Below are 12,098 nucleotides of genomic sequence, written 5' to 3' on the forward strand. Positions count from 1 at the left end.
CCCGCCGGTCGCCCTCCCGCAGGTCGCCCTCCCGCAGGTCGCCGCGCCTGCCGAGGACGAGGCCGGCTCGGCCGGGGCCCACGCCGACGATCCGGTGCTGCTCGCGGTCGTCCAGGCCGTCACCGAGGTCGGCGGCTACCCGCCGGAACGCGTCGTGCGCGAGGCCCGCTTCTACGAGGACCTCGGCTTCGACTCGGTGATGATCATGCAGCTCAAGAATCAGGTGGAGGCCCGGCTGCCACGGGTCGGCGAGGTCTCCGTGCAGCAGATGCTGCCCGCCCTGCGCTCGGTCGGCTCGCTGGCCGCCTTCCTCGACGACATGCTCATGGCGAGGTCGGCATGACGCGGGCGGCGGACAGGACGAACGCGGCGGATCCGGCCCACCGCGCCACGGTGTACCTCGCGGGGGCCGGTACGGCGCTGCCCGGGGCCCCGGTGGACAACACCGCGCTCGGCGCGCTGCTGGGCGTGAGCGAGGAGTGGATCGACATCTTCGTCGGCACCAGGACCCGGCACTTCGGCTGGGACCCGGTCAGCGGAGAGGTCCGCGGCTCGCTCGCCGACCTGTGCGCCGAGGCCGGCGCGCGGGCCATGGGCGCCGCGGGACTCGGCCCCGCCGACATCGAGTTCGTGGTGCTCGCGACCGCGACACCGGACCTGCTCCTGCCGACCACGGCGAGCGAGGTCGCCGACCGGCTGGGCCTCGACCACCTGCCTGTCTACCAGATCCAGGCGGGCTGCTCCGGCGCCGTCCAGGCCCTCGACCTGGGCCGCACCCTGATCCTCGGCGGCCGCCGGGCCGGCCTGATCCTCGGCGGGGACGTGACGCACCGGTTCCTGTCGCCGCGGCGGGACGCCGCCCGGATGCCCACCGAGGAACTGGTCAACCACGTCCTCTTCGGGGACGGGGCCGGCGCCGCGGTCCTCACGGACGAGCCCGAGGGCGAGCGGGTCGCCGTGCGGGCGGTGCTGAACTCCTGGACCGGGCGGGGCCGTCCGCCCGGCCAGCTCCTCGACTGGTACGGGACCACCGACCGCGACTCGGAGCGGCAGATGCTGGCCGAGGACTACAAGGCGATCGAGGAGCACGTGCCGAAGATCTCCGTGGAGATCCTCTGGGAGCTGCTCGGGGGGCTCGGGTGGAGCCTCGACGACATCGGCTTCCTGCTGCCGCCCCAGCTGTCCGAGCGGATGACCGCGCGCATCGTCGAGCGGCTGCCGGCCGGCCCCGCACAGGAGGTCTCCTGCGTGTCCGAGACCGGGAACACGGGCAACGCCCTGCCCTTCCTGCAACTCGAGCGGCTGCTCCCGCAGTTCGCCGCCGGGGACCGGGCGCTGGCCCTGTGCGTGGAGTCCAGCAGGTGGATCAGGGCCGGGTTCGCCCTGGAGAAGGTGTGAGGCGTCGATGACGACGGGACTGGAGCGGCTGCGCGAACTGCGCGCGCAGGGTCTGCTGGAGAAGGCGTACGACCAGGTACCCGGGCTGCTCGCGCAGGAAGGCGGGCCGGGCGGGCCGGGCGGGCCGGGCGGCCCGACCGGAGCGGCCGCGGCCGGCCGGCTGCTCGGCGGACTCGACGCCGACGCCGTACTGGCCCACCACCCGCGGACCCCCGTCGTGACGGTGGCGGTCACCGGGCAGTCCACCGTCGGCCACGTCGTCGACCCGCTCCGGGGCGAACTGGCCCGCCATGGGCTGCTGCTGAAGCCGGTGCTCGGCGAACACGGCACGTACCTGCGCGACCTGACCGACCCCGGCGGCGAGCTGTGGACGGCCCGGCCGGACCTCACCCTGTGCCTGCTGGACGCCGAGACCGTCTTCACGCAGGTTCCCGCGGTGTGGCGGCCCGAGGACGTGGAACGCGCGGCCGAGGAGGTCCTGGGCCGGTGCGCCGCGCTGGCCGGGGCGGCCCCGGGGACCCTGGTGCTCAACACCCTTCCGCTGCCGCGCGGCTACAGCCACCAGCTGATCGACCACCGTTCCCGGGCCCTCCTGGGTGCCGTGTGGCGGGAGTTCAACGCCCGCCTGCTGAGGCTCGCCGCATCCGCGGCCCGGCTCGTCGTGATCGACCTGGAACCGCTGGTCGGCGAGGGAGGGCCGGTCACCGACCCGCGACTGGCCCGCCACGCCAAGGTCCAGCTCGGCGCGGAACTCCTCGCCGCCTACGCCCGCGAGGTCGGCCACCTGGCCCGCGCGCTGGCCGGCCGGGTCCGCAAGTGCCTGGTGCTCGACCTCGACGACACCCTGTGGGACGGGGTGCTCGGCGAGGAGGGGCCCGAAGGCATCGCGGCGGCCGGCACCCTGCGGGGGGAGGCGTTCGGGGCCTTCCAGAAGTGCGTCAAACAGCTCGGTTCCCAAGGCGTTCTCCTCGCGGTCAGCAGCAAGAACGACGAGGGTCCGGTCCTCGGGGCGCTGAGCACCCACCCCGACCTGGTGCTGCGCGAGGCCGACTTCGTACGGATCAACGCCAACTGGGAGCCCAAGGACGCCAATCTGGCCGACATCGCGCGCGCCCTGGACCTCGCCACCGACGCCCTCGTCTTCGCCGACGACTCACCGGCCGAGCGCGCGCTGGTGCGGCACGGGACGCCCGAGGTGGCCGTCGTGGCGCTCGACGAGGAACCCGCGCTGCACGTGACCCGGCTGCTGGCCGACGGATGGTTCGACACCCTGCGTCTGACCGACGAGGACCGGGCCAGGACCGGCGAGTACCACCGGCAGTGCGAGCGCCGGGCGCTGCAGGCCGGTTCGGGCTCGCACGAGGAGTTCCTGCGGGCACTGGAGGTCCGGGTCGGGCTCGGACCGCCCCGCCCCCACGAGTTCGCCCGGATGTCCCAGCTGACCCTGCGCACCCACCAGTTCAACCTGGCCGGCGGAGGCCACACGGAGTCCGAGCTGGCCGCCCTGGCCGCCGACCCGGCGCAGCTGCTGCTCGCCGCCCGCAGCGCGGACCGGTTCGGCGACAACGGCCTGGTCGGAGCGGTGCTCGGGACCGTGCGGGAGGGGGTCCTGCTGCTGGACAACATGTGGCTCAGCTGCCGGGTGCTCGCCCGCGGCGTCGAACACGCCGCCCTCGCCGTGCTGTTGGAGCAGGCCCGCACGCTCGGACTGTCCGGGGTGACCGCCCGGTACGTCCCCACCGCGCGCAACCACCGCGCCCGCGACTTCTACCCGTCCTGCGGCTTCACTCGGGCGGTCACCGGCGGGGCGGGGGACGCGGCGGTGGAGTTCCACCACGACCTGGCACGGGTGCCGGAAGTCCCGGCGCACGTGCGCATCACGGAAACCCCAGGGGGAAGACGGATGGATGAGCCTCGATAGCCTCGACGTGTTCCTGCGGACGGTCCGTGACGACCTCGGCCTGGACATCGCGATTCCCGAGGGCGCGGACACCGCACTGGTGGACCTGCCCGGCTGGGACTCGTTGAACCTGCTTCGTCTGGTGGCCCTCCTGGAGGAATCGGGCCACCGGGTACCGGTACACCGTCTGCTGGAGGCGCACCGCCTCCGGGAGATCCACACCCTCGTGAAGGAGTACGGATGACTGCCCCGGGCAGCCCCTCGCTCGGCCCACCGCTCGGTGAGCCCGTCGCCGTGGTACCGGGAGGCGACTCGTGGGACCGGGTCAGGGACGACCTCGCCGCCCACGGGACGGCGCTGGTCTACGCGTGGCTGAGGGACCTGGAGCCGCGCGTGCCGTCCGGTGCCGGGCTGCGCGAGCTGCTCGGCCGGGACTGGACGCGCTACCTCGACCTGACGCACGCGGACGTGCGCGGCCGCTACATCGCCTCCCGGATGCTCCTGAAGTACGCGGCGGGTGCGGTGCTCGACAGCGATCCCGCGGACCTGGAGCTGGCCTACGGCCCGACCGGCCGGCCGTACCTGCGCGGCTGCGACCAGATCGACATCAGCCTCAGCCACACCGAGGACCTGCTGCTCGTCGGACTGACGACCACCGGCCTCATCGGGGTGGACGCGGAGCGGGCCGACCGCGAGATGCACGCCGGCGGCCTGGGCCGGCACATCTGCACGCCGTACGAGTCGGTGCTGCTGTCCGGGATGCCGGTGGCGGAGCGCAACGACGCGCTCGTGCGCCTGTGGACCCTCAAGGAGGCCTACAGCAAGGCCATCGGCCAGGGCATGCAGTTCCGGTTCACGGAGTTCGGATTCGGTCCGGACGGCAGGGCCGTGCGGGTCCAGCGGCCGGACGGCACCGCGGGGACCGGGGACGAGTGGATCTTCCGTACGTTCCCGGTCGCCGACGGCTACGTCGTCAGTGCCGCGGTGTACGACGCGGGCTTCGGCCGGCTCCAGGACGCCCACGTCACCACGATGCTCGACCAGGACTGCGTGGACGCGATCACGGAGGCGCTCGACGAGACGGCGTACGAGGAGGCGGCGTACGGCGGGATCGCCCACGACGAGACGGCGTACGGCGAGGGCACCGGCCGCTGAGGGCCCGTCGCCGGGATCACGACAGGGAGGGCACCGACCCCCCGGAGAGCATCTCCTGCCGGGCGGCGTTGTAGCCGGCCTGGAAGCGGCTGGTGGCCTCCAGCTCCTCGGTGATCTCGGCGATGTGGCGCCGGCAGGTCCGCACGGACATGCCGAGCCGGCGCGCGACCATCTCGTCCTTGTAGCCCTTGGTCATCAGCCGGATGATCGACCACTTGAGCTCGTCCGAGGAGGCCGGGGAGCGCTGGGACTCGACGACGTACGGCGACGCGCCGTCCCACAGGTACTCGAAGACGGAGCACAGGAACGCCACGAGCGTGGGCTCGCGGACGATGGCCGCCCCGGGGGTGCCGTCGCCGCCGGAGCGTTCCGGAAGGAAGGCCACCTCCCGGTCGTAGATGATCAGCCGGTCGATGACTTCGTCCGCGGTGCGGATCTCCGCGCCCTGTTCGCTGACCTCGCGGACGTAGGAGCGGGTGGGCAGGTCGTTGCGGGCGGTGTGCTGGTAGATGGTACGGATCCGGACGCCGCGGGCGAGGGTGGTCAGCGCCGACTCGCGGGCCGACACGAGCGCGTACGCGGGACGGGCGCCACCGGGCTGGACGGTGAGCAGCTCGCTCTTGCAGTTCTGGGTGAGGTGGTTGAGCATCGACTGGATCCGTGAGACGTCGGTGATGACGTCGAAGGCCTCCAGGCGGTTGCGCAGTCGGCGCCCCTCGAAGTACAGGGGGGTCAGGGACAGCAGCTTCGCCCGTACGTCGGTGACCGCCTGCTGCAGGTCGCGTATGTGCCGCTCGGCGGGTCCCACCAGGGAGGCGGCCGCCACGTCCGGTGTGACGGGGGTCAGTTCGGAGGGGTTTCCCGGCATCGACTGCAGCAGGCGCACCCCGCGGAGCACCTGCTCCACCCGGGTGATCTCCTCGGGCGTCAGTGACAGCTGCTCGGCAATCTGCTCGCGTGCGAAGCGGCCGCACTCGACCGCGAGACCGTACGCGGTGGCGCTGATGTCGTCCAGCTCGGCGAACCCCGAATCCGAGCCCTCCCCTGTAAACATGTCAGCCCCCGCTGGTCGGTGTATTTGCTGCCACGTAACTTTACGCCAACGTACCGCCCTTGGCGTGGCTGATCGAGATCGAGCACTCTGTTCGCATCACCCGGAGCCACTGAGTCGGAAGTGTCCGGCGGTGCGGGTGGAGTGGAACTCGATCTTCGACTGGGGGAAGTCGTGAGAACTATTTCCGTTAAGGTATCTTCGATTTGCTTGACTGTAGTGACGAGTGTGGTATTAGCGCTCGGAGTTCAGGCCCTGTCGGGCCCGGCCGTGTCCCACGTGTATGCCCAGACCGTCGCCGCCACCGTCGCGGACGGGGGCGAGGACGGCCTTCCGGCCACACCCGAGGACGACCAGTGGACGTGACCCGGCGCCGCGGCTAGACCAGGCCGCCCGTACGGCTCAGAAAGCGCTCCCCGCACGGCAGATGCGGGGAGCGCTTCTGCGTACCGGAGCGCCCACGGCGGCGGGCCGGGCAGCCGGCACCGCTATGGCACTCAGCAGTACGCCGTTCTCCGCCGACCAGCGGCCGCTGAACGCGGTCGGCCCGGCCGGGGAGAGTGTTGAGGGATCCGGCAGCAGCCGGGCGTGGAACGTCTCCTGTCCCGGGTCGACGCTCACCAGGGCGTCCGTGAAGTCGAGTTCCTGTCCGGTGAGCGGGAACCAGGTCTTGTAGACCGCCTCCTTGATGCTGAAGAGCAGCCGGTCCCACGCCACTTCGGGCGCCGCCCGCTCCAGCTCCCGTACGAGGCGGAGCTCATCGGGGAGGGCGATCGAGTCGAGCACTCCTTCCGGCATGGGGGCGTTGGGCTCCGCGTCGACCCCCACGGAGGCGAACTCGGCGCTGCGGGCGAGTGCCACGCCCCGGAAACCGGCGCAGTGGGTCATGGATCCCACGACCGAAGGCGCCCACTGCGGGACACCGCGCCGGCCCGGCACCACGGGAGCGGGCGGCAGGCCCAGCTGTCCCATGGCGCGACGGGCGCACCACCTGACGGTGCCGAACTCCAGCCGCCGCTTGGGTACGGCGTTGCGGATCAGGTGCTCCTCCTCGGGGTAGAGGAAGACGTCGGCAGGGTCGGTGGTGGCTTCGGCGGTGGCGACGTTCGCGGGCAGGAGCTTTGTGAGCACGGCATTCCCTCGGGTCGCTGTTTCGGTCCGACAGCTCCCACACTCACGCCGTCGATCGGCCACGACCAGGAACGAAGTCCCAGGTCAACCGGACTGACCCGGAGTAACACCGGTTCTCTCCCAGGCTGCTGCCATCCACCGTTCCGTCCGCCCGCCGCCTGCGGGCACACTGGCAGTCGGCCGCGCCGGCATTGTCATCTCCCTGCCATGCGACCGAACAGGGGTTCGTTCTCGTCAATTGAGGGGTAGGGAAGGGGTGTTCATGCCGCAGCCGGCCGTCCACACTCACGGAATGCCGCACGGAAACCTCATGGGTATCAGCGACCTCCATGTCGGATTCCCGGAGAACCGCCGGATCGTCGAGGAGCTCTATCCCGACAGTCCCGCCGACTGGCTCGTGGTGGCCGGCGACGTGAGCGAGTCGCTCGACGACCTCCGATGGGTGCTCGACCTGCTCACCCGGCGCTACGCCACCGTGGTGTGGGCGCCCGGGAACCATGAACTGTGGACCGTACGGGACGATCCGCACCCCCTGCGCGGGGAGGCGCGCTACCGGCGGCTGGTCGAGATCTGCCGCTCCTTCGGCGTGCACACGCCCGAGGACCCCTACCCCGTCTGGTCGGGGCCGGGCGGCCCGCTCATCGTGGCCCCCCTCTTCCTGCTGTACGACTACACCTTCCGCACCCCCACGGCCGCCACCAAGGAAGAGGCCCTTGAGCAGGCGTACGAGGCCGGAGTGGTGTGCTCGGACGAGTTCATGCTGCACCCCGACCCCTACGCCTCCCGCGAGGCGTGGTGCCGGGCCCGGGTCGCCGCCACCGAACAGCGGCTGGCCGCCTGCGACCCCGACCTGCGCACCGTGCTCGTCAACCACTTCCCCCTCGTGCGCACCCCCACCCGGATCCTGCGGCACCCGGAGTTCGCCCAGTGGTGCGGCACCGAGCTCACCGCCGACTGGCACACCCGGTTCCGGGCCGCCGCGGTCGTATACGGCCACCTGCACATCCCCCGCACCACCTGGTACGACGGCGTGCGGTTCGAGGAGGTGTCCGTCGGCTATCCGCGTGAGTGGCAGAGGCCCGGTCACCCGCGGGACACCCCGCGCCGGATCTTCCCCGCCACCGCCCCCGGGAATTGATGCCTGGCAGCTTCCGGACAGTGTGGGCCGCGTATTCCCCGCCTAGACTGCTCCTGAATTCTTGCTCGCTCCACGCTCGAACATCCCTTTTCCGTGCTCGCGCTCTCCTGCCGAATATGCGGAACCGGGACACTGGGGGACTCTTATGCTTTTGTTCCGGCGCGCCGAGGAAATCTCTCTCTTAGATGCGCTGCTTTCGGGCTGCGCATCCGGCAATTCCGGATTGCTGCTCGTCGAAGGTGCGGTCGGCTGCGGAAAGAGTGAATTCCTCGAAATGGCCGCCGGACAGGCAGAGATCCGCGGCGGAATCGTCTTGCGCGCCATCGGCACCGCGGCCGAACGGGGCCATCCGCTGGGCGTCCTGCGCCAGCTGGCCGCCGACGCCCCGGCCGGTGCGCTGCCCGCGCCTCCGCCGCCGGACGAGGCGGACCGGGTCGAGGCCATGCGGGCCTTCGCCGCGGCCGTCCGCGAACTGGGCGCCGCCGCCCCGGTGGTCGTCGTCCTCGTCGACGACCTGCACCACGTCGACCCACTCTCCCGCCGCTACCTGCTGCACCTCGCGCGCGGCACCCGGCAGGCCGGGGTCCTGCTGGTGCTCGCCGAATCCGTGCACGAACACGGCGACGACCCGCTGCTGAGCACCGAGCTGATCCGGCTGCCCCACTTCGCGCGGCTGCGCCTGCAGCGGCTCGCCCCCGAGGCGGTCCGCGCGATGACGGCGGACCGCACCGGGACGGAGGCCGACCGGCTGTACGAGATCAGCGGCGGCAACCCGCTGCTGCTGCGGGCCCTGCTCCAGGACCCGCAGGCCCAGCCCGGCGACTGCTACGCCCGGGCCGTCCTCGCCTGCCTCCACCGCAGCGGTCCCGCCACGGCCGAACTGGCCGGGGCGATCGCCGTCCTCGACGACCTCGCGACGCCCGCCCACCTCGCACGGCTGACCGGCGCCGCCGAGGGCGCCGCGGCCCGGGCGCTCACGGCGCTGGAGGCCGCGGGCCTGCTCGCCCCCGGGGGCGGGTTCCGCCACCCGGCCGCGCGGGCCGCCGTACTCGACCGGACGGACCCGGCCGGCCGGCCGGCCCTGCACCGCGAAGCCGCCCTGCTGGCCCGGGCGTCGGGCGCGCCCGACACCGCGGTCGCCGCGCAGCTCCTCGCCGCACGGCACACCCGTGAGGAATGGGCCCTGCCCGTCCTGCGCTCCGCCGCCGACCAGCACGTCGCGGACGGGGAGCTCGACCTGGCCGTGGCCCTCCTGCGGCTCGCCCACGAGGCCTGCCCGGACGACGCGCTGCGCGCCGAAGTGAGCATCAGGCTCAGCACCGTCGCCGGCCGCACCGACCCGGCCGCCGCCGAACACCACCTCGCGGCCCCCCTGGCCGCCGTGGCCGGGGGCAGGCTGGACCCGCACGCGCTCGGCTCGCTGGCCCGGGCACTCGCCGCCCAGGGCCGCATCGACGCGGCGGTCGACGTACTGGAACGGCTCGCGCCCGCCGACGGGCGCCGCGCCGGCGTCCCGGGGGAGGACCCGCTGGACGGCCTCTCGGCGTTCCCCCACTGGGCGGCCTCCGCCCGCCGCGGCGCACCCGCCGAGGGCGGGCCGCACCCGGCCGTCCGTACCGCCCGCGCCGCCGTCCACCCGGCCGCCCCGTGGACCCTCCCGGGGGAGGCGGAGGAGGGCGCGGCCGTTCGCGCCGCCGAACTGTTCCTGCGCGGTGCCGCTCTCGCCGAGGGCACGGTGGAACCGGTGGCGCAGGCCCTGCGCACCCTGCTGTACCTGGACGGCCCGGCCCGTGCGCTGCCCTGGTGCGAGGAGTTCGTCCGGCAGGCGACGCAGCGCGGAGCCACCGGCTGGCGGGCCGTGTTCGCCGGTCTGCTCGCCGAGGCGCGGCTGCGCACCGGCGACCTGACGGGCGCGGCGGACACCGCCGAGGAGGTCCTGCGGTCGGCGCCGGGGCGGCGCGGCAGCATCCTGCTGAGCGCGGTGGCGGGGACGCTGGCCCGGGCCCGCATCGCCATGGGCCGGACCGAGGCGGCGGCGGCCGTCCTCAGCCGGCCCGTCCCCGCCGAACTGGCGGGAAGCGTCCACGTCCTGGGCCACCTGCGAGCCCGGGGCCAGTACGCGCTGGCGACGAGCCGGTTCCACGCGGCCCTGGGCGACTTCCTGGACATCGGCCGCCACATGAAGCGGTGGGGCCTGGACCGGCCCCGGGTCCTTCCCTGGCGCACGGACGCGGCGGAGGCCCTGCTCCGGCTCGGCGAGGCCCACCAGGCGGAGCGGTTCCTCGCGGACCAGCTCACCACGCGGGACGCCGCCGACCCCTGGGTGCGCGGCACGTCGCTGCGGCTGCGGGCGTCCCTGCGCGAGCCGAGGGAGCGGCAGGCGATGCTCGCCCGGGCCGTCGACGAACTGCAGCGCTCCGGGGACCGCTACGAACTGGCCCGCGCCATGGGCGATTTCGGCCAGGTGCTGCGCGAGGTGGGCGAACCGGCACGGGCGGCCATGGTCGACCGCAGGGCCTGGCACCTGGCCAAGGAGAGCGGGGCCGAGGCCCTGTGCGCGAAGATCCTGCCCGGCCGCACCGCTGAGGACGACGAGGCGCAGGAGAGGGCCGAGGCGCCGGATGCCGGACTGGTGGCGAGCCTGAGCGAGTCGGAGCGGCGGGTGGCCCTGCTCGCGGTGCACGGCCACACCAACCGGGAGATCGCGAAGAAGCTCTTCATCACCGTGAGCACGGTGGAACAGCACCTGACCCGCGTCTACCGCAAACTGAACATCCCCGGCCGGCAGGCGCTCCCGGCGGACCTCCAGCCGGGCGTCGCGGAGCTCGTCCGAAGCGGCGGGGGTCCCGTATGACAAGGTGATGGCAAGCCAATCCCTCCCCGCCCGTGCGTGGCAGACATCAGGGACTCCCGGCCCCGCCGCGCCCGCCGGAACCTGCCGGTGCACGCCGTTCGGTGGCTTCCGCGCCCGGTGTGCGGGAAAGTCGGTCATGAGGACGTAGCCCGCAGGGAGGGCACCATGACCACACCGACACACGACCGGCCGCGGCGCACCGCGCCGCCCGGCCAGGTCCGCGACGCCATGATCGACCGGGTCGAGGAGCGACTCGCCGGACTGCTCGCCGAGGAGCACCGCAACCGGCGTACGTCCGACCCGCGCAGCGCCGTCCTGGTGATGGGCGTGGCCGAGCTCGTCCAGGCCGGCGGGGAGCGGGCCCGCCCCGCGATCTGCCTCACCGGGTACCTCGCCGCGGGCGGCGACCCGGAGGGGGCGGAGGCGGTGAGCGCCGCCGCCGCACTCGAACTGCTCGACACCTGCCTGGTGATCCGCGCGGACGTACGGGACAACGCGCCGCTGCGCCGGGGCATCCCGACCCTGCACGTCAGCCATGCCGCGGAGCACGAGCGCAACGGATGGCGGGGCGAACCGCGCCGGTTCGGGGAGGGCACCGCCGTCCTCGCCGGCGACCTGGCCCTCGCCTACGGGGACCGGCTGGCCGTCCGGCTGCCGCACGAGGCCCGGCGGTTGTGGGACGACCTGCGCGCCGAGCGGGCGATCGGCGCGCACATGGAGGCCGCCGCGGCGACCGAATACCTCGACGACGCCTGGCCGGGGCAGTGCCTGGAGGGCTGCGGCAGCGGCTGCGGCGCGGGCTGGTACGGGCTGCGCCACTCGCTGCTGATCGGCGCCGCGCTCGCGGGGCGGGACGATCTGCGCGAGGCCTACGAGGAGTACGCGCGGGCCGTGCACGCCGCCTGGCGGATCCGCGGATTCCTGAGCGGCGGCCCGGGCTTCGACGGCGACGCCCAGTTCCTGCGCGACGTCTTCTTCGACGCGCAGGCCCGGGAGCGGGCCGAGGAGACGATCGCCGCCCTCGTGGTCCGCGCGGACGAGGCCGTGGCCGGCGCCCGCATCCCCCGCGGCTGGCGCACCGAATTGGGCGCACTCGCCCGCGAGATCGCCGGCTAGGCCGGAACACGGCAGCGGCCCCGCCCGACACCGGCCCGCGCTCCGCTCCCGAGGCGGCAGGGTGTGCGGGGGGTGCTCGCGCCGGCCGGAGTGCGGCACCCCACGTGGCGGCCTCGCCCGAGACCGGCCCGCGCATCGCATCCCCCAGGGCCGGGTGTGCGCCGGGGTGCTTGCGTCGGGCCCGGAACGCGGCAGCCAGGAGGCGGCCTCGCCGACACCGGCCCGCGCATCGCTTCCGCCGGGGACGGGTGTGTGCCGGGGCGCTCCCCGCAGGGCGTCGAACGCAAGGTGCCTCGGCCCTCCGACCCCCCGCCACGTTCGGCGCCCGAGGAGACGCCCCGGCGCGCGCCCGGCC

The 12,098-nt window shown here is 73.6% G+C and carries 10 protein-coding genes; 8 read left to right on the forward strand and 2 right to left on the reverse strand.

Annotated features, from left to right (window positions below):
* The 5 genes from PV721_RS34510 to PV721_RS34530 all read left to right on the forward strand — a co-directional run.
* The coding region (locus tag PV721_RS34510; RefSeq protein ID WP_319731371.1) for an acyl carrier protein at positions 1-343 on the forward strand (343 nt) is incomplete at its 5' end.
* Positions 340-1,398, forward strand: a complete 1,059-nt coding sequence (locus PV721_RS34515) for a 3-oxoacyl-ACP synthase III family protein (RefSeq protein ID WP_319731373.1) — start codon at positions 340-342, stop codon at positions 1,396-1,398. The genes PV721_RS34510 and PV721_RS34515, both read left to right, overlap by 4 nt.
* 7 nt (positions 1,399-1,405) lie before the next feature.
* The gene (locus tag PV721_RS34520; RefSeq protein ID WP_319731374.1) at positions 1,406-3,319 is read left to right on the forward strand and encodes an HAD-IIIC family phosphatase; all 1,914 of its coding nucleotides are present in this window, start codon (positions 1,406-1,408) and stop codon (positions 3,317-3,319) included.
* A complete protein-coding gene (locus PV721_RS34525; RefSeq protein ID WP_319731376.1) occupies positions 3,306-3,542 on the forward strand; it encodes a phosphopantetheine-binding protein in 237 nt (78 codons plus the stop codon). Before PV721_RS34520 ends, PV721_RS34525 begins: the two co-directional genes overlap by 14 nt.
* On the forward strand, positions 3,539-4,453 hold the full coding sequence (locus PV721_RS34530; protein ID WP_319731378.1) for a 4'-phosphopantetheinyl transferase family protein: 915 nt from the start codon (positions 3,539-3,541) through the stop codon (positions 4,451-4,453). The genes PV721_RS34525 and PV721_RS34530 overlap by 4 nt, the downstream gene beginning before the upstream one ends.
* A gap of 16 nt (positions 4,454-4,469) precedes the next feature.
* Here PV721_RS34530 and PV721_RS34535 read toward each other — a convergent pair whose 3' ends face one another.
* Positions 4,470-5,507, reverse strand: a complete 1,038-nt coding sequence (locus PV721_RS34535; protein WP_319731380.1) for a LuxR C-terminal-related transcriptional regulator — start codon at positions 5,505-5,507, stop codon at positions 4,470-4,472.
* A gap of 399 nt (positions 5,508-5,906) precedes the next feature.
* On the reverse strand, positions 5,907-6,635 hold the full coding sequence (locus PV721_RS34540) for a 4'-phosphopantetheinyl transferase family protein (protein ID WP_319731382.1): 729 nt from the start codon (positions 6,633-6,635) through the stop codon (positions 5,907-5,909).
* 310 nt (positions 6,636-6,945) lie between these two features.
* Here PV721_RS34540 and PV721_RS34545 point away from each other — a divergent pair, with 310 nt between their 5' ends.
* The 3 genes from PV721_RS34545 (at position 6,946) to PV721_RS34555 (ending at position 11,743) form a co-directional block, all read left to right on the forward strand.
* Entirely contained in the window at positions 6,946-7,773 is an 828-nt protein-coding gene (locus PV721_RS34545; RefSeq protein ID WP_319731383.1) for a metallophosphoesterase, read from the forward strand.
* A gap of 145 nt (positions 7,774-7,918) precedes the next feature.
* Positions 7,919-10,627: a helix-turn-helix transcriptional regulator gene (locus PV721_RS34550; RefSeq protein ID WP_319731385.1), complete on the forward strand. Its 2,709-nt coding sequence runs from the start codon at positions 7,919-7,921 to the stop codon at positions 10,625-10,627.
* A 165-nt stretch (positions 10,628-10,792) separates the two neighbouring features.
* Entirely contained in the window at positions 10,793-11,743 is a 951-nt protein-coding gene (locus PV721_RS34555; protein ID WP_319731387.1) for a polyprenyl synthetase family protein, read from the forward strand.
* Positions 11,744-12,098: the final 355 nt, after the last annotated feature.

The sequence above is a fragment of the Streptomyces sp. MB09-01 genome (genome assembly GCF_033794505.1).
Classification (GTDB): Bacteria; Actinomycetota; Actinomycetes; order Streptomycetales; family Streptomycetaceae; genus Streptomyces.